The organism is Ignavibacteriota bacterium, from assembly GCA_016716225.1.
In the GTDB taxonomy this organism is placed as follows: Bacteria; Bacteroidota; Ignavibacteria; order Ignavibacteriales; family Melioribacteraceae.
This window is the reverse complement of the sequence record JADJWT010000001.1, coordinates 3,255,970-3,273,950: the sequence shown is the minus strand read 5'-3', so window position 1 is coordinate 3,273,950 and position 17,981 is coordinate 3,255,970. Positions and strand designations below refer to the sequence as shown.

The following is a 17,981-nucleotide window of genomic DNA, read 5'->3' as shown; positions in this document are numbered from 1 at the left end:
TTTCTTAAAAAATTATTCGTATCGAAGTGCTTCAATTGGATCAAGATTAGAAGCTTTATAGGCAGGATAAGTTCCGAAGCCAACGCCGACAATAATGCAAAGTAAAACGCCGATAATTACCCAATCTATTGGAATTGTTGCTTTTGCGTTTAATGCAGAACCAGCAATATTACCTATAATTAAACCAATTATGATTCCAATAATTCCGCCAAATAAAGATAGAACAACAGATTCAATTAAAAATTGCACCAATATATTTTTTTTCTTTGCACCAATTGCTTTTCTTATTCCAATTTCTTTTGTTCGTTCTGTTACAGAAACCAACATTATATTCATAATTCCCACACCGGCAGCTAAAAGCGCAATAAGAGCAATTACATAAGCACCAATTCTTATTCCTCTTGTCATATTGTCAATATCGGATAACAAAGATTCTCCGGATATAATAGAAAAATCTTCTTCATCACCAGCAGAAATTTTTCTAATTGTTCTAAAATATCCTTTAGTTTTTTCAACCATGTCTTCATAATCTGCATTGTTAAATAAACTAATTGCAATGTTCACACTTCTTGTTCTTTTACCAAACATATTTTGAAAAGTTGTTAATGGAGTAACTGCAAAATTATCTCTGCTCTGCCCAAACATATCACCTCTTTTTTCAATTACACCAATTACTAACAATTTATAACCATTAACAGTAATTTCTTCACCAACAGGATTTTTCTCATCAAATAAAAATTTTGCTAAGGCATCACCTAAAACAATTACTTTTGCATATCTCTGGTAATCTTGATTATTAAAATCTCTTCCGTTTGCAATAACTAATTGATTATTAGGAAAATATTCAGTTGTTCCGCCATAAAATCCTATATCGGGATTTGTCTTTTTATTTCCGTATTTAAATATTTTACCACCAGATGATTGTTCCGCACCAATATACATTACTTCATTTTCTAACTTATCTTTAAGTAGCTCATATTCATCAATAGTTATATCTTTTCTTTTTCTAACCCTATTCCACTCGTCTTCTCCCATTATTGTTGCAGGTAATCTTGTAATTTTAAAAGTATTTGAGCTTAATCCGGAATTAACATTTGATTCTATTGTATTTTGAAGCATTGAAAGAATTGTACTGATAGAAATAATTGAAAAAATTCCAACAATTATTCCAAGAATTGTTAAAAACGATCTTAGCTTATTTGTTTTAAGCGATTGTAATGCAATTCTAAAAACTTCCATTATTCATACCTCAAAGCATCTACCGGATCCATTTTTGCCGCAGTCCAAGCCGGAGCTAATCCGGAAAGCACACCGGTGATAAGTGAAATTCCGATTGCGAGAATAATTGAATCAATTTGTAAATCAACTGGAAAATTAAATTGCTCAATAATTTTTCCGCCGATAATTGCAAAGAATAATCCTATTAGCCCGCCTAAAAGACAAAGAATTGCAGATTCTGCCAAAAATTGTCTGAGAATTACACTTTTTTTTGCACCAATTGCTTTTCTAATTCCAATTTCGCGAGTTCTTTCTTTAACGGAAACAAACATTATATTCATAATTCCAACAGCGCCAACAAATAATGAAAGTCCGGTAATAAACAATCCGGCAATTTGAATTACACCAACACTTTGGTTAATCATTTCCAAAAAAGCATCTTGTTGGTTAATTGAAAAATCATCCGGTTCATTATGTTTTAAACCACGAATTCTTCTCATAACTTCAATTGCTTCATCCCTAACTTCTGGAACCATTTGATTATTTGGAGCACGGGAAACTATTGTAATTCCACTTCCGCCAAATCTGCTTTGAAAATCCTTAAAAAGTGCATTAAGAGGAATGAATGATTGATTATCGGGATCAAAAGCTCCCATTAAAAAACTGCCTTGTTTTTTCAGAATTCCAATAATTTTATAATTTTTTCCATTGAGTTGAACCTCTTGATCAAGTGCATTTCCAAAAGGGAATAATTTTTCTGCATATTCATAACCTAAAACGATAACCCTTCTTGCATTTTCACTTTCCAATTCACTTATAAATCTTCCTTCGGCAAATTCAAGATTAGTTGTGTAAATATAATCTTGGTTTGTTCCGGAAACTCTTGCACTCGAAATCGAATTATTTCCTTTAATTACAGTTACTTCACCGGCATCATGTACCGGAGAAACGGCAATAGGAAGTTCTGCAAGTTCTTTGTATTTTTCATAATCTTCAATTTCAAGCGGTCTTCTTTTATTCAATTCCCACCAAGGAACATTACTAAACCAAGCCCATCTATCAATAAATAAATTATCAGTTCCCATAAAGCTGGAAATTCCATCTTGAAATGATTTGTCAATTCCCTTAATTGCATTTGACATTAAAACAACTGATGTTACTCCAATAACAATTCCAAGTGTTGTTAAAATTGAGCGAATTTTATTCGCTCTAATTGCATTTAGTGAAATTAACAGTCCTTCTTTTATTTCAAAAAGAAAATTGGTCATGTTTATTTAGACTTCTAAATGTTGTGGTTTTGCAACTCTTCTATTTGAAAGTATTTCATCTTTTTCAACAATTCCGTCGCGTAAACGAATTATTCTGTTTGCGTGCTCCGCAATATATTCTTCATGTGTTACTAATATAATTGTGTTTCCTTGTGTGTATAGATTTTCGAAAAGAGCCATGATATCTTCACCAGTCTTGGTATCTAAGTTTCCGGTTGGTTCGTCCGCTAATATTATTGATGGATTTGTAACTAAAGCACGTGCAATTGCTACTCTTTGTCTTTGACCGCCAGAAAGTTCATTTGGTCTATGATCCATTCTATCTTCCAAGTTTACTTTGATCAAAGCATCTTTTGCACGTTCACGTCTTTCTTCTTTTCCAACTCCGGCATAAATTAGAGGAAGTTCAACATTGTGCAAGGCATTTGATCTTGGTAATAAGTTAAAAGTTTGAAATACAAATCCAATTTCTTTATTTCTTATTGATGCCAATTCGTTATCATTCATATCACTAACATTTTTTCCTGTAAAAGTATATAATCCTTTTGTCGGCGTGTCCAAACATCCCAAAATGTTCATTAAAGTTGATTTTCCGGAACCGGATGGACCCATTATTGCTACGTACTCGTTTTTATCAATATTAACAGAAACATCCCTAAGAGCATGAACTTCTTCCATTCCTACTTGATAAATTTTGGCAATATGTTGAATTGTAATTATGTTCATTATTATTCCAATTGGTTAATTACTTTCTTCTTCGTTTTCTGGAATATTTCCACCACGTTTATTTGTAATTTTAACTTTTGAACTATCACTAAGTTCTTTAGAAATTGCTTTATAAGGACCGCTTATTATCATTTGTCCCTCTTTTAATCCGCTGCTAATTTCCATATATGCATCATCACTAATTCCCGTTTTAACTTCTACCATTTTTGCAATGTTACCTTCTTCAATAAATACAACTTCAACCGGTTTCATTTTCTCTTTATTTTCATCTGCATTTTTTGATTCATTTTTTGATTTTTTATCATCATTCATTTTTGGTTTTGGCATTCTTGAAGATACAGCTTGAATTGGAACAGAATTAACATTTTTTCGTGTTTCAGTTTTTATATCAGCATCGCAAGACATTCCCGGACGAATTTTATCACTTGGGTTTAAAAGTCTTATTTCCACATCAAAATTTACAACTTCGTTCTGCGTGCCTAATTCCGATGTTTTTGCACTATTTCCAATTTGTGTAACAACTCCAGTAAATTTCTCTTCACCAAATGCGTCTATTTCAATTGTTGCCGTATCACCAATTGAAATTAGTACTACGTCATTTTCATCAACTTCAACAATTGCTTCCATTTTACTTAAATCTGCAACTGTCATTAAATGCGTACCTTGACTAAATGAACTTCCCAATACTCTTTCACTTTTTTCAACATTTAACGCACTAACAGTTCCATCCAAAGGAGCATAAATTGCAGTTTTATCAAGCTCAACAACAGCATCATTAAAATTTTCTTGAGCTTGTTGAACTGAAGCTTTTTGAGCTTCAACTCTTGATTTTGCGCCAATGTAAGCAGATTTTACTGCTTCTAAATCTGAATCGCTTGATAATTTCTTTTCGTACAATTCTTTAGTTCTGTTATAATTTGCCTCAACTTCTGCTAAAGTTGCTTCTCTTTCTCTTAATGAAGCTTCAGCTAAATTTAAACTTGCGCGGGCAACATTTCTTCTTGCAATATATTGATCTGGTTTTAACCTAATCAATAATTGACCTTTTTTGACTCTATCACCTTCTTTAACCGGTAATTCAACTATTTCTCCCGTTACTTCTGGTCTTAATTCAACTTTTTCTACCGGATCAATTGTGCCATTTGCTGAAACTATTTGCGTAATATTTCTCTTTGTAACTTTTTCAGTTTGTACAGAAACTATAGTTTCTTTATCACCGCTAAACAAAACTAATAGTATGACAATCAGCAATAAAAGTCCAAGTCCGCCAAAAATAAACAACTTTTTCTTTGACTTTTTTCTGTTAGTTTTACCCATTGATAAATCTCCTCTACCGATTTTATTGATATTTTCCAATTTCCAATTTGCCAATAGCATTCATCAACTTATCTCTAAATTGATAATACTGGAATTTTGCACTAATATTATCTCGCAATGCTTGAGTATAATCTTTATCTGATTGCAGAACATCTAAAATAGTTCCGGAACCTAAATTGTAGCGTTCATTATTTACGCGTCTATTTTCTTTTGCTGCAATAATATTTGAATTTGTAACTTCCAATTGTTTTTTTGATGCAATTAAATTCAAATAACTTTCTTTAACTTCTATTTTTATTGTTCTTTCAAGTGCTAATAAATCTTCTTGCAAATTTAATTTGTTAACTTCTGCAATCTGCATATTTGCTTCTGTACTCCAATTCGAAAATATTGGAAGGCTTAAAGTTAATCCCACATTGTAATTTTGGCGGTCGAATAATGCATTAGGTTTTGTTGCACTTGTACCATATGAATAATTTCCGGAAAGTGAAGGTAGCATTCCTGAAAAAGCAATTGTTTCACCTTTTTCAGCAGCTGATAAAGATAATTTTGCACTTTTGTAATCAGCTCTCGATTCCAAAGCTTCAGTTACCATATTTTCAATATTGTCGAAATCTTTTAGTAAAGATTCTTCTTCTGTTGCATTTGAAGTTTTGTAAGGATCAACCATTGAATAATTTTCAAAAATGTCTAAAGCTAAATAATTAAGAAAATTATTTTTAGCAGTTTCATAATCATTTTGAGCTTGAATTAAAAGTAATTGAGCATTACCAACACTTACTTGTTGAGTATAAACATCAGCAATTGGAATTGATCCAAGTTTATTTCTCTCTTGAATTTGCTCAAGTAATTTTTGATTGAACTTTACATTATCTTCTCTAACTTTAACCAATTCTTCATTGCTTATAATTAAATTATAAAGAGTTGTAGTAGTATAAATTATATCTTGTTTCAATTTTTCCAAACTAAATTCTGCTGATTCTAAATTTTCTTCTGCTTGAGAAATTCTTGCATAATTTGCCAAACCATCAAAGAGTATAACGTTTCCTCCGGCAGACAAACTATAATTTCTTGTATCAGTTTTTGTTTCCGGTGTAATAATTGAATTTCCCAAATAATCCAATTGAGTTCCACCGGCATCACTAACACTTTGCCAACCCCAGCTTCCTCTAACTCCTAAATCCGGTAACAATTCACCATATGCATTTTTTATAGTAGCCTTATCAATTTCTAAAGCATTTTTACTTTTAATTAGGTTGGAATTTCTTTGAAGTGCAATTTTAACAGCTTCTTCTAATGTTAAAATTTTTTGACCAAATAGATTTGTGCTAATCAGAAAGATGAACACTAACCAAATCCTACTCATATTTAATCTCCAGTTTTAGTTAATTGAGCTTGTAAATTTTAGTCATATGTAATTATGACGAAAGTATTAAAGAAAAGTTACAAAATATTATTTTTTATTTTACAACTAATATTATTGACAGTTGCATTATTTTAGAAAATTTTCTTTTATATTCATCAAATAATTAAATGCGGCATTATATTCATTGGGAATTATTCCATCTAAAATGGCTTCTTCAATTGCAGATTTTATTTCGCCAACTTTCTTTGAAGGTTTAAGATTACAAATTTCCATTATTTCATCTCCAGTTACCGGAGACTGAAAAGCTCTAAGATTATCTTTCTCTTGAACTTCTCTAACTTTCTTCATTACATTTTCATAATTCTGCAAATATTTGGAAACTTTGTTTTGATCTTTGCTCGTAATATCTGCTCGACAAAGCATTATCAAATCATCTAAATCTTCGCTCGCATTTGCACTTAATCTTCTAATTGCAGAATCGGTAACTTCTTCAGAAGCTAATGCAATTGGTCGTAAATGCAAACGTACAAGTTTTTCTACATAATTTTGTTTGTTTAAAGGAAGTTTTAATTGTTTAAAAATTGATTTCATCATTCTTGCGCCAAGTTCTTCGTGACCGTGAAATGTCCATCCTATTTCTTCAACAAATTTTTTAGTTTGAGGTTTTGCAATATCGTGAACCAAAGCCGAAAATCTTAGCCAAACATCTTTTGTATTTTTAGAAATATTATCTACAACTTGACAAGTATGAAGAAATACATCTTTGTGATGAAAATCTTTCCTTTGATCAACTCCAGCTAAATTTGCAATTTGAGGAAAAACTACGTGCATAACTTTTGTGTTTTGCATAAGTTTTAATCCTATTGAAGGTTTTTCAGATTCCAAAATTTTAAAAAATTCATCTGAAATTCTTTCTTGCGAAACAATTTTTAATCTTTCAGATAATTCTTCTGCGGCAATTAAAATTTTCTCATCAACTTCAAAATTTAGTTGAGCAGCAAATCGAAATGCTCGCATAATTCTTAAAGGATCATCATCAAACGTAATTTTTGGATCAAGCGGAGTTTTTATAATTTTATTTTGAATATCTTCAAATCCGTTAAATTTATCAATCATTTCACCAAAATTTTCTTCATTTAACGAAATTGCCAAAGTGTTTATTGTAAAATCTCTTCTATTAATATCATCTTCAAAAGTTCCAATTTCCACAAACGGATTTCTGCTTTCTTTTTTATAAGATTCTTTTCGTGCTCCAACAAATTCAAAATCAATATTTTGATATTTAAAATGTGCGGTTCCAAAATTTTTAAAAATATTCACATTTTTCTCACCAAATTTTTCAGCTAAATTTTCTGCGAACAAAACTCCATCGCCAATCACGAGAAAATCAATTTCATGTTTTTCTCTATTTAAAATTAAATCTCTTACAAATCCGCCAACAATAAAAACTTTTACATTTTTATCTTTTGCCAATTGCGAAATAATTTTGAAAAAATCTTTTGTATTTAAGTAATCTCTAAAATTCATAATTTTCTAAAATATCAATATTATTTTTCATCCAATTCACTTTGAGCATAAATTTTTCCAATATTTTCTTTTTTTCTTTTTTTGCATTTATTAAAGCCAAGTTAGAATATTCAATCGCTTTATGAAAGTTTAAATTTTTATAAAAATACTTTGATATTAGAAAATACAAATCGGAACTTGGTTTAAAATTTTTCAAAGATTTTTCAATTTCGTTCATTTCATTTTCTAATTCGGAATTATGCAAAGTATCAATATTTTCTAACAAATATCTATCAATATAATATTGATAAATTTTATCATCATTTTTACTTAAAAAACTTTTAATAATTTTCTTTCGTGAAAATTCTTCATCAAGAAATTTATTAAAAACTGAAGAATCATTTTTCGCAATTGTTTTATAAACTACTGAACTATTTGTATAAAATTCACTAACATTTTGTAAAATTAAACTATCATAATTTGCAATTGCAGAATTTATATTTTTTGTTTTTCCATATAAAAATGCCAATAAATACTCAATATTATAATAGTAAGATGATTTTTGAAAATTTGGTTTTTCATTTTCTAAAAGCTGAATTGCCGAAGCGAAATTTTGAGTTTTAATTTTGTTTTGTACAATTCCATTAAGTGCAGCATAAGAATCAGAGTAATTAAAAATTTCACGAAATAATTTTCCCGATTCTTTGAAATTATTTGAATGAAAAAATTCCCAAGCATTTTGCAGATCTTTTTCCATTGCTCGCGCACAAAATTGTTTTACCAACGGAATTCTTCCGAAATATAAATTTGCTTTGTGAATATTCACATCGAAATTTAGATTTTCCAAATAATTAAAATAATCGTTTTCCAAAGTTTGAATATTTTTTTGGAATACATATTCAAAATCCGGGTTTGCATAAAATTCTAAAACTTTTTGAATAGAATATTTTCCTGAAAGATATTTAATAAATGAACCTGCATAAATATATGAAAGAGAAGAAACATTGCTGAAAAAGCTGAAATTAGAAAACAAATTTTCTAAAGAAATTTTATACTTATTTTTATAAGCTAAAAACGCAAAATAATCGATATCAAATTTATCAAAATTATTATCAAATGCAGTTGCAAAACCTTCAATTAAACCAGGATTATAATTTGTTGGAAGATTAAATAATCCTTTACCAAATTTTTTAGAAAATACGTGAAGCAATTCATGATTTAAACTATTTTCATAATTATCAAAATTAATATAAATTTGATTTAGCCAAGGTTTTGTAACATCTGCAAATTGTGACCCAAATAGATCTTTTTTCTGTGCTCCCGTTTCAAAAATTATTGAAGTTACTTTTTCGTTAAATTTAATTCCTAATAAACGATTATTTTTTTCTAAAAAATAAAAGTGTTCTGCAATTAGAATTTTCTTCGCTTTTTCATTTAAGCTTTTTGGAAAAAGAATTAGAAAATTATGATTTTCAAATTTACCTTTTAGTTCATTTTCAATTCTGTCTATTGTTGTTGAGAATTTTAAAAATGGTTTTGTGATATCTGAAGTTAAGTAAAGTAATATAACTAACGATATTACAACAAATTGTACTTTCTTATTTAAATATTTTTCTAATTTAACAACTATTAAAATTGAAGAAGTTAAAATGATTGTTATAAATCGGTAGAATAATAATTTATCTGAAATTTTAATATTTTGATCATAAATTACACCTGGATAGTAACCGAAAATTGGATTGTAAAAATAAATTTGTGGATTGAAATATAACTCCGGAACAAATCCTAAAAGTAATATGATAGAAATAATTGCGAAAATGAAGAACTTAAATTTATTGGAAATATAAATTGCTAACTCTGCAATTGATGCTCCAACAAGAATTGAGGGAATTGCCAATACTAAATAGAAATAAATTCCATTAGAAATTGGACACTTTTCACAAATTATAGTTGAAAAAGTTAAAATTAGTAATGGCAAAAATATAATTGTTGAATAAAAATATTTTGGATTTGTAAATTTATTATGATTAGAGTTTATCGAATTTTTATTTTGAAAAAATTGAAAAAATGCAGAAACAAAATAGAAAATTATTCCGTTTATTGAACTAGATTCATATCCAAGAAGACTTATTAAAGGAAATTTTGTAAAGAAAATATTTAAAATTATAACAAAAGCTATTATTATAATTGGAATTATGGATTTGTTTATTCTTATCAATTGATAAACACTTTTAGCTAAAACTCTTGAGTTTTAACTCTTTCTATTTGTGCTCCCAATTTTCTTAATTTTTCTTCAATTCTTTGATAACCACGATCCAAATGGTAAATTCTCAATACTTCAGTTGTACCTTCAGCAACTAATCCGGCTAAAACTAAAGAAGCACTTGCTCTTAAATCAGTCGACATTACAGTTGCACCTTTTAACTTTTTCACACCATTAACGATTGCACTATTTCCTAAAATTTCAATATCGGCACCTAATCTGTTAAGTTCAGGAATATGTTTGAATCTGTCCAAATAAATTGTATCGGTAATTTTACATGACCCATTTACAATTGCCATGTATGAAGTCCATTGAGCTTGCATATCTGTTGGAAATCCGGGATAAACTCCTGTAGTAACATCAATACTTTTTGCATCTATATTACTTGCATCTAAAGACATTATATTATTATTATAAGATAACTTAACTCCGGAGTCTTCAAGTTTTTGTATAACCAAATTAAGATGTTTTGAATTGGAGTTTGTAAGTTCAATTTTTCCTCTCGTCATAGCAGCGGCAATTAATAAAGTTCCAGCTTCAATTCTATCTGGAATATTATAAACATTAGCTGGAGAAAGATTATCAACTCCTTGAATTTCTAAAATATTCGAACCTATTCCCTCAATTTTTGCACCCATTGAAACAAGTAATTGTGCTAATTGTGTAATTTCCGGTTCTGCCGCTGCATTTGTAATTAGTGTTTCTCCTTTTGCCAAAACTGCTGCCATAAGAGCATTGCCGGTTGCTCCCACAGAAGAAATATCAAAATTTAATCTTGCTCCAATAAGTTTTCTTGATTTTGCAATAATATAACCTTCATCTAATTCAATTTCAGCGCCTAACTTTTTCATAGCTTCTAAATGTAAATTAATTGGTCTTGGTCCCCAAGCACAACCTCCTGGTAACGAAACTTTTGCATATCCATATTTTGTTAATAACGGACCTAAAACATAAACGGAAGCACGCATTTTTTTTACGTGTTCATAAGGGGCTGTTTGCGAAATAATATTACTTGAATCTAAAATAATTTCCTGATTATTAAATTCCGATTTGATGCCAAGTTGATTTAGTAGTTTTGACATAGTAAAAATATCATTTACTTCCGGTACATTACTAATTTTATTCACACCATTATTCAATAAAACTGCCGGCATTAAAGCTAATGCAGAATTTTTTGCTCCGCTAATTTCTACTGAGCCAGTTAATGGATTTCCGCCATGAATTACAAATTTATCCATAAATTTCCTTAATTTTTATTTTGATATGCTAAATATAGAAGTTCTAATTAAAATAGAAAATATTTTACGTGCCAAATTCAATTTTTCATTTTAAATATCTTCAATTTGCGAAGCGTTTTTAAGTGTTTTAATTTTGTGATTTTCTTCCATTTTGCTCAAATTCTTAAACAATTCTTGCACATCAGTGTTTTCGGCATTATCGACAAGTTTTGTGTATAGATCAATTAAGCAATTATCAACATACACAAAAAGATCAATTAATTCATCAACAGTTACCTTTTCTTCCTTAACTAAAGTTGCTAAAACTTCAAGTTTTTTTTCGCATTGACTATGAGAAAACCATGCATTCAAAACATTTGCCGATGCTGAATTTTCTATCTCAGAAATTGTTTTTTCAATTTGATTTTCACGTTCTTCAAGGTAATTTAGTAAAAGTTTTACCCGTTCTTTTTCTTCGATTTTTCTCAACTGTTTGTAATATTGAGCAATAATTTGATGGAATTTTTTAGAATGTTCTAATATATCACGTGTTGTTTCAATGCGCATAACCACCTCCAAAATTTGGAAAAACAATTTTTAATTGTAATTAGTTGCACATTAATTGGATGAATAAAAAGTATAATGCAATATAATTCGATATTAATTAACTAACAATTGAAAATACTTTATGAATATAAATATTTTTTGGAATTATTTCTTTTTTCTTGAACGGATGGATTTTTTTCTTGGTTCCTTAACAATTTCATCTGGTTCCTGAGCAATTTGTTCAATTGGCGGTGATGAAAGCGTGTCTTTTGCAAAATACTCTTTTCTTATCGAATCTTGAATTTGAATAATTTTGGTATATGAATTTGTGGCAGTTTCTGGAGTATAAAAATAAATTGTTGTTGATAAAGCTAAAATAAAAAGAATTGCAATAAATGGTTTAAATCCAATTTTTGAAGATAGCCATCCACACATCCAAATTGGAGATTGAAGTATGAAAAAAGGTAAAAATAAGATGAAATATAGTGCTAATGCAATTGCATAAGCTGTGCTTTCAATTGGTTGAGAAAAACTCATTTTCTCACCCAAACCTACAATCAAATCCCAAAATGTTGTACTAATTTGTGCAATAATTCCAACAGTTACATAAAGAATTGATAAAACACTAATGATTATTACACTAACAATAGCTTGAATTGCTTGCAAAATAAATGGAGGTTTCCACTGAATAGATTTAAATTCCAAAAGGAATTTTTTAATTGGGTCTGAATATGGATTGGGGGCTAATTCAAACATAAATATTTTAATAAATTATCAAATTTATATTTATATGTGATTTTGATCACATAATTTTATTCTTGTTATTAAATAATAGAAAGTAATTTTTTTCGCAACTTAATTTTATTTATACTTTAATATTCGTAATAAAAACTAAATAATTTAACAAGATATTCGCACTTAATAATAATCTGAATATTTGTAAATCACTTAAAATTACCTTAACTTTGTGCTTTATTTTTTGCGAGAGTGGCGGAATTGGCAGACGCGCTAGACTTAGGATCTAGTATCTCACGGTGTGGGGGTTCGAGTCCCCCCTCTCGTACCAATTTTCCTCCTTTTTAACAATAATTAGAGGTATTTTTTGGAATCAAAAGTAAATGTATTAGGTAATACTGAACACGAACTTGAAGTAAAATTATTATATTCGGAAATTCAATCGGATATAGATGAAGCTTATCAGAAAGAACTAAAAACTATTACAATGCCAGGATTTAGAAAAGGTAAAGTTCCGCTAAGTATGTTAAAAAAAGCTTACGGTGAAGCAATTGAATATAAGGCAAGTGAAGATATTGCCAATAAAAAATTTTGGGAAATTGTAAAAGAGCAAAATTTAAAACCACTTAGTATGCCGCAAATGACCTCTTTGGATTTTGAAGTAAATCAGTTTCTAAATTTCAAAGTAAAATATGAAGTTAAACCAACACTCGATCTAAAAAATTATACCGGATTAGAAATTGAAAAACCAATCTTTAAAGTTCATGATGAAGATATTGAAGCGGAAGTAAATAATTTGTTAAAATCAAAAGCAACTTTTGAGCTTGCTGAAGAAATTACTGATAATAATTTCAGAATAACAGTGGATTTGCAAAGAGTTGATTCAGAAGGTAAAGATATCGAAGGAAATAAAAGTTCAAATATTTTAATTGATTTGAGTGATAAAAAAGTTAATGAAAATATTGTTAAAAATGCTCAAAACAAAAAATCCGGTGAAGAATTTAGCTTTTCTTTTGTTGATGAACATATGCACGGCGATCATAAACATGTAGAAGAATTTAGCTATGTTGCTGTAATTAAAAAAATAGAAAAAATTGTTTCGCCTGAAATTACTGAAGATTTAATCGAACAATTGTCCGGTAAAAAAGCTAAGACTTTGGATGAATTGAAAGCATTCACAAAGTCTAATTATGAAAATTATTACAAGGATCAATCTATAAGAATTTATGAAAATACTTTGCTAGATCAAATTGTGAAAAATAACGATTTTGAACCTTCCAAAAGTTATGTTGAAACAATTTTAAATAGATTAATTGAAACTGAAAAACAAAATGCAAAACAATATAAATCTCCAATCCCAAATGATGAAGTTTTAAAAACAAATTTAAAACCTCGTGCAGAATGGAATGCAAAATGGCAGATTATTCTTGAGAATATTGCAGAAAAAGAAAAAATTGAAGTGACAGAAAAAGAGTTGGAAGATTTAGCAAAAGAAGAATCTGAAAAAATTAATATTCCTGTTGAAAAATTATTGAAATATTATAAAGATTCTAATAGAGGCGAATCTTTAGTTGAAGAAAAAATTCTTAACTTTTTAAGAGAAAATAATAAATCAAAAGAAGTTGATCCGGAAACAAAAGCTAAAGAAGTAAAAAGTAAAAAAGGTTCTAAAACTAAAGAAAAAGAAAATTCAGACGAAGATAAAAAATAGTTTCTGAAAAATTCTAAACTAAATTTAGGAAATCAAATGTCAGATAAAATTTATAATGCATTAATTCCTTATGTAATTGAACAATCCGGACGCGGTGAACGTGGGATGGATATATTTTCACGACTTTTACGTGAGAGAATTATATTTCTTGGAGAAGCAATTGATGATCATGTTGCAAGCGTTGTAATTGCTCAATTACTTTTTCTAGAAGCTGAAGATCATGAAAAGGATATAAATTTATATATAAATTCACCAGGAGGAAGTGTTTCTGCCGGATTAGCAATTTATGATACAATGCAATTTATTAAACCGGATGTTTCTACAAATTGTGTTGGATTAGCAGCAAGTATGGGAGCAGTTCTTTTGGCTGGCGGAGCAGAAAATAAACGTTATTCACTTCCTCATTCAAAAATTATGATTCATCAACCTTGGGTTGGTGGTTTACAAGGACAAACAACAGATATTGAAATTCATGCAAAAGAAATGATTAAAACTCGTGATAAACTTTATAAAATTCTTGCAAATCATACCGGAAAATCAACTGACCAAATTATGAAAGATTGCGATAGAGATTATTATATGACAGCTACAGAAGCTGTTGATTATAAAATTATAGATAAAGTTCACGAACGAAGAAAAATGCTCGGCGATTCTGATAAAAAATAAAAATTAAATTTTATTTAAAATTTAAAACTCCGACGCTAATCGGAGTTTTTTGTTTCTGCATGTGAGAGATGAAATTTATAATGATGTACCAACTTTTAATCTTAAATTTACAAATAATGAAGTGACTCCAAATTTTCCATTATCCGTTTTAGAAAATATTGCAGATGGTCCTAAAGCAAATGAACTAAATCCCCAATTTTCCATAATTCTTTGAACTAAAATATCAATTAAATATTGCGGATTTCTTACTTCACTTTTTGGCATTGCGTCTAATCTTAAATCAAATGTACTTCCAGCTAATGATAATTCTCTTCCTGCAAATCCGAAATGCCATTCATCCAAATATTTTGCTGCGTAAAATCTACTTCTTGTTGAACCTAAAAATCTAACTGGATATCTCAATTCATAATTTAAATATGAATCTTTCATTATCATTGGTTTATAGTTTAAACTCGCAACTGAATCTTGCATTCGATAAGCAAATTCACTCTCGCTTAATTCTTGATTCACACTATGGTAACTGATTTCAAAAAAATTTCCGAATGGAATTACATAACCTACTTGAAAACCTTGAGCACCGTACAAATTATTATGGTTGTTTACATCTTTCAATTTTGAAAATGCTTCAACAAATCCAAACATACCAAATCTAAATCCCAAAATATGAAAATTTGCTTCAACCAAATCTGTTTCCATCGGACCGGAATATGGAGTTCCCAATCCCATTGAAATTCCAATATCCTTTTTAATTGGAACGCCAAATCTTTCACCTCCGAAAAGTTGTAAATACGGATTTATATAAGCCAGATCTGCACTTATTTGATATTTAGTTGGCGTATCAAAAATTTTATTGAATTTCATTTTGCTGAAAACATCAGTAAAAACGGTTGTGTAAGTTATGTTTTCTTGTAAATTTATTTTAAATGGATAAGTAATAATTCTTGCACGAAGTTCTTCTTTCAAAGCTGCAAGAGGATAAATTCTGCTTTTAATTTCAATCGTATTATTTTTTGAATCACGCAAATCAACAATCATTTCAGCTTTGGGATCCGGTGGATCAATAAATAAATTTTCTTGAATGTTTACGAATAAAGAGTCATCAAGCGGCTCCATTTGGAAATACAAAATTTGCTCTTCTTCATCTTGAGCAAAAATTGAATTATGATTTACAAAACTTAAAATTAAAAGTATAATAAGAGTAATTTTTTTCATGTCAATTTATTTCGTTTATTTTGAAAATTCAGTAAAGTAAAATGCTTCGCCAACTTCCGTTTTTTGTTTAGATTTAGTATCGTAAGCGGTAAAGAAAAAGTTAGTTTTAAAACGTCCTTCAGAATCTACTAATTGTTCATTTCTATCTGCCCAAGAATTGAATTTTTCTTCTGTGTTTGCAAGATTTAGTGAAATGTTATAAATCAAATTCCCCTTTTTATCTTTTTGCGCACTTGAAACTGTTATTGGTCCAGAGAAAGTAATTTTTAGTTGTTCAATTTTTTCATCTCTTACTTCTACAGTAAAGCAAGTAGTTTTTTGCAAATCTTTAACATAAATATCTCCCTTATCCATTTTATTTGTAACTTTTTTAATATCAATTTCTGGCGGAAGATTATTTTTAACTTTTATTCTTTCTGTTTGATTTGCGAATTTTATTAATACTTCATTTTGATTTGAAAGTTCAAAATCTTTTTTAGAATTTGGTTCAACTTTAACTAATTCGGAATTATTCTTCGGATCGATTAAAGTAACAGTGTAATCTCCTTTATTTTCAGCTGTGTTTGTAGCATATTGTAAAAATTCCAAACTTTTAGAAAATGGCGAAGGAACATTTTCTTCTTTTTTAATTTCTTTTTCAATAATAGGTTCTAAAATTGGAGTTTCTTTTACTTTTTGAGAAAGTGATGCAACTTGATTATTTAGTTGAGAAAGTTTTTCTTTTAAATCTTTATTTTCAGAAACCACATCTTGATCAATTTCTATATTAAGTTTCAACCCAAGTTTGCTTAAAGAATCCACAACATTTATTAAAGAATCTCTCACAGTTTTAGAAACAACGTTTTCTTTTTTTACAACTTCACCCAAGTTTATTTCTGCACCTTTTAATGCTAATACTGTAATTACAAAAATGTAAAGCACTTGGTAGATAACAAATTTTGCATCTCTGCTTCTTCTAACCATTTTACTTACCTTTTATTTACAATAAGTTCAAGACTATTTAATGATTGTAAAACTTTATCATTATTTAAATTTGATGCCATAGAATCAATTGATTGACTCATTTGACCCAATACAGATAAGTGTTTTCCGTTATTTTCAAGACTTGAATTTAATTGGGTTGTAAGTTTATTTAGTATGTTAAAATTCTGATATGATTCAAAACTTAATGTTTTAATTTTTTCTAATTCTTCACGGAGATTTTTCAAATTATCAATTGATAAATTATTTTCCGCAACCTTTGGCGAGTGATTTTCTGAAAGTAATTTTATCAATTTATCTGTTTGCTTCACTTGAAGTTTTTGATAAAATTGTTCTTGATAATCTGAAGCAACATTTATCACTTTTTGAAATTTCACACCGATATAATCTAAAACCGGCTCAAATAATTTTGCAATTGCCAAAACTATTAATGCTTTAATTTCAAATGGAACAGATAAACCTAAAAATATTTCCGGACCCAATTTTATACTTACTAATAAAAATGCAGCACCAATTAAAGGAAGCGCAGTTGCGTAACCGTCAATCAAACTTATTGAGGATGAAATTATTCTATCAATATTTTCTCGCGGAGTTGTTGAACGAACATGACTAAATAATCCTTTGTATTCTTTTATCGCAATTGAAATAAAAAATAAATAACTTATTAATGGAAGCCACCAAAATTGAATTGGCTCAATAGTTTTTTCAGATTGTTGCCAATCCGGATATAATGATTTTGCAATATCAATTGTTATATTACCCAAGATTGGAACTGAAGAAAGATCAATAAACATCGATCCCAACAAAACAAAAAACGAAAATATTGCCGGCTTTATTAAAATTATTGGTGAAATATTTTTTAGATGATTTTCTTTAATTTCAGAAATTTTATTTGATAAATAATTTTCTTCGGAAATAACGGCTTTACCATTATTATTAATTGTTGATTGAGCTTCAGTCATTTTTCTTCCTATAAGTGATCTTAAACTTGTGATAATAAACACATTTTGTGCCACAATAAAAGTTTAAATGATTTGATTTGTGGGAATTTATTTTCCTGAAGTAAATGCAATATTATTTGTTGAAATTTGAATGTTTGTAAAAATGTAAAAACAATAATTTTGATTTTAATCACATAGTGGTTTTATTTGAGACATGATTTAATCCCAAATTTATAAATTTTTCTTACTTTGTTACAAATAACATTTCGTGATCAATATTCAATTTTACAATAAGATGTAATTTTTAC

Annotated in this window: 15 protein-coding genes and 1 tRNA gene; 3 read left to right on the top strand and 13 right to left on the bottom strand. The window is 28.7% G+C overall.

Features of this window, described 5'->3' with window-relative positions; genetic code table 11:
- Nucleotides 1–12: 12 nt before the first annotated feature.
- The 10 genes from IPM32_14110 to IPM32_14065 form a co-directional block, all read right to left on the bottom strand.
- A complete protein-coding gene (locus IPM32_14110; GenBank protein MBK8946385.1) occupies nt 13–1,239 on the bottom strand; it encodes an ABC transporter permease in 1,227 nt (408 codons plus the stop codon).
- Nucleotides 1,239–2,486: an ABC transporter permease gene (locus tag IPM32_14105; protein ID MBK8946384.1), complete on the bottom strand. Its 1,248-nt coding sequence runs from the start codon at nt 2,484–2,486 to the stop codon at nt 1,239–1,241. Before IPM32_14105 ends, IPM32_14110 begins: the two co-directional genes overlap by 1 nt.
- A gap of 6 nt (nt 2,487–2,492) precedes the next feature.
- Nucleotides 2,493–3,206: an ABC transporter ATP-binding protein gene (locus tag IPM32_14100; protein MBK8946383.1), complete on the bottom strand. Its 714-nt coding sequence runs from the start codon at nt 3,204–3,206 to the stop codon at nt 2,493–2,495.
- 21 nt (nt 3,207–3,227) lie between these two features.
- On the bottom strand, nt 3,228–4,589 hold the full coding sequence (locus tag IPM32_14095; protein MBK8946382.1) for an efflux RND transporter periplasmic adaptor subunit: 1,362 nt from the start codon (nt 4,587–4,589) through the stop codon (nt 3,228–3,230).
- The gene (locus tag IPM32_14090) at nt 4,552–5,895 is read right to left on the bottom strand and encodes a TolC family protein (GenBank protein MBK8946381.1); all 1,344 of its coding nucleotides are present in this window, start codon (nt 5,893–5,895) and stop codon (nt 4,552–4,554) included. Before IPM32_14090 ends, IPM32_14095 begins: the two co-directional genes overlap by 38 nt.
- 126 nt (nt 5,896–6,021) lie before the next feature.
- Entirely contained in the window at nt 6,022–7,422 is a 1,401-nt protein-coding gene (locus IPM32_14085; protein ID MBK8946380.1) for an HD domain-containing protein, read from the bottom strand.
- On the bottom strand, nt 7,412–9,619 hold the full coding sequence (locus tag IPM32_14080) for a hypothetical protein (GenBank protein MBK8946379.1): 2,208 nt from the start codon (nt 9,617–9,619) through the stop codon (nt 7,412–7,414). Before IPM32_14080 ends, IPM32_14085 begins: the two co-directional genes overlap by 11 nt.
- 17 nt (nt 9,620–9,636) lie before the next feature.
- Entirely contained in the window at nt 9,637–10,902 is a 1,266-nt protein-coding gene (murA, locus tag IPM32_14075) for a UDP-N-acetylglucosamine 1-carboxyvinyltransferase (GenBank protein ID MBK8946378.1), read from the bottom strand.
- 90 nt (nt 10,903–10,992) lie between these two features.
- A complete protein-coding gene (locus tag IPM32_14070; GenBank protein ID MBK8946377.1) occupies nt 10,993–11,448 on the bottom strand; it encodes a hypothetical protein in 456 nt (151 codons plus the stop codon).
- Nucleotides 11,449–11,592: 144 nt separating this feature from the next.
- Nucleotides 11,593–12,183 carry a hypothetical protein gene (locus tag IPM32_14065; GenBank protein MBK8946376.1) on the bottom strand — a complete coding sequence of 197 codons (591 nt, stop codon included), beginning with the start codon at nt 12,181–12,183 and terminating at the stop codon, nt 11,593–11,595.
- A gap of 225 nt (nt 12,184–12,408) precedes the next feature.
- Between IPM32_14065 and IPM32_14060 the strand changes: the two genes are divergently transcribed.
- The 3 genes from IPM32_14060 (at nt 12,409) to IPM32_14050 (ending at nt 14,539) form a co-directional block, all read left to right on the top strand.
- Nucleotides 12,409–12,493: transfer RNA gene (locus IPM32_14060), tRNA-Leu, on the top strand.
- A gap of 36 nt (nt 12,494–12,529) precedes the next feature.
- Nucleotides 12,530–13,873, top strand: a complete 1,344-nt coding sequence (tig, locus tag IPM32_14055; protein ID MBK8946375.1) for a trigger factor — start codon at nt 12,530–12,532, stop codon at nt 13,871–13,873.
- 36 nt (nt 13,874–13,909) lie between these two features.
- Nucleotides 13,910–14,539, top strand: a complete 630-nt coding sequence (locus tag IPM32_14050) for an ATP-dependent Clp protease proteolytic subunit (protein ID MBK8946374.1) — start codon at nt 13,910–13,912, stop codon at nt 14,537–14,539.
- A 75-nt stretch (nt 14,540–14,614) separates the two neighbouring features.
- Here the strand turns inward: IPM32_14050 and IPM32_14045 are convergent, their stop codons facing one another.
- The 3 genes from IPM32_14045 to IPM32_14035 are packed head-to-tail and all read right to left on the bottom strand — an operon-like array spanning nt 14,615 to nt 17,694.
- Nucleotides 14,615–15,751 carry a hypothetical protein gene (locus IPM32_14045; protein MBK8946373.1) on the bottom strand — a complete coding sequence of 379 codons (1,137 nt, stop codon included), beginning with the start codon at nt 15,749–15,751 and terminating at the stop codon, nt 14,615–14,617.
- A gap of 15 nt (nt 15,752–15,766) precedes the next feature.
- Nucleotides 15,767–16,714, bottom strand: a complete 948-nt coding sequence (locus tag IPM32_14040) for a hypothetical protein (protein MBK8946372.1) — start codon at nt 16,712–16,714, stop codon at nt 15,767–15,769.
- A gap of 5 nt (nt 16,715–16,719) precedes the next feature.
- Entirely contained in the window at nt 16,720–17,694 is a 975-nt protein-coding gene (locus IPM32_14035; GenBank protein ID MBK8946371.1) for a hypothetical protein, read from the bottom strand.
- Nucleotides 17,695–17,981: the final 287 nt, after the last annotated feature.

What these genes read in the sequence shown, in the direction of transcription:
- IPM32_14110 (MBK8946385.1), bottom strand. Translation starts at nt 1,239, where the DNA reads ATGGAAGTTTTTAGAATTGCATTACAATCGCTTAAAACAAATAAGCTA.
- IPM32_14105 (MBK8946384.1), bottom strand. Translation starts at nt 2,486, where the DNA reads ATGACCAATTTTCTTTTTGAAATAAAAGAAGGACTGTTAATTTCACTA.
- IPM32_14095 (MBK8946382.1), bottom strand. Translation starts at nt 4,589, where the DNA reads ATGCTATTGGCAAATTGGAAATTGGAAAATATCAATAAAATCGGTAGA.
- IPM32_14090 (MBK8946381.1), bottom strand. Translation starts at nt 5,895, where the DNA reads ATGAGTAGGATTTGGTTAGTGTTCATCTTTCTGATTAGCACAAATCTA.
- IPM32_14085 (MBK8946380.1), bottom strand. Translation starts at nt 7,422, where the DNA reads ATGAATTTTAGAGATTACTTAAATACAAAAGATTTTTTCAAAATTATT.
- murA (MBK8946378.1), bottom strand. Translation starts at nt 10,902, where the DNA reads ATGGATAAATTTGTAATTCATGGCGGAAATCCATTAACTGGCTCAGTA.
- IPM32_14070 (MBK8946377.1), bottom strand. Translation starts at nt 11,448, where the DNA reads ATGCGCATTGAAACAACACGTGATATATTAGAACATTCTAAAAAATTC.
- IPM32_14065 (MBK8946376.1), bottom strand. Translation starts at nt 12,183, where the DNA reads ATGTTTGAATTAGCCCCCAATCCATATTCAGACCCAATTAAAAAATTC.
- IPM32_14050 (MBK8946374.1), top strand. Translation starts at nt 13,910, where the DNA reads ATGTCAGATAAAATTTATAATGCATTAATTCCTTATGTAATTGAACAA.
- IPM32_14045 (MBK8946373.1), bottom strand. Translation starts at nt 15,751, where the DNA reads ATGAAAAAAATTACTCTTATTATACTTTTAATTTTAAGTTTTGTAAAT.
- IPM32_14040 (MBK8946372.1), bottom strand. Translation starts at nt 16,714, where the DNA reads ATGGTTAGAAGAAGCAGAGATGCAAAATTTGTTATCTACCAAGTGCTT.
- IPM32_14035 (MBK8946371.1), bottom strand. Translation starts at nt 17,694, where the DNA reads ATGACTGAAGCTCAATCAACAATTAATAATAATGGTAAAGCCGTTATT.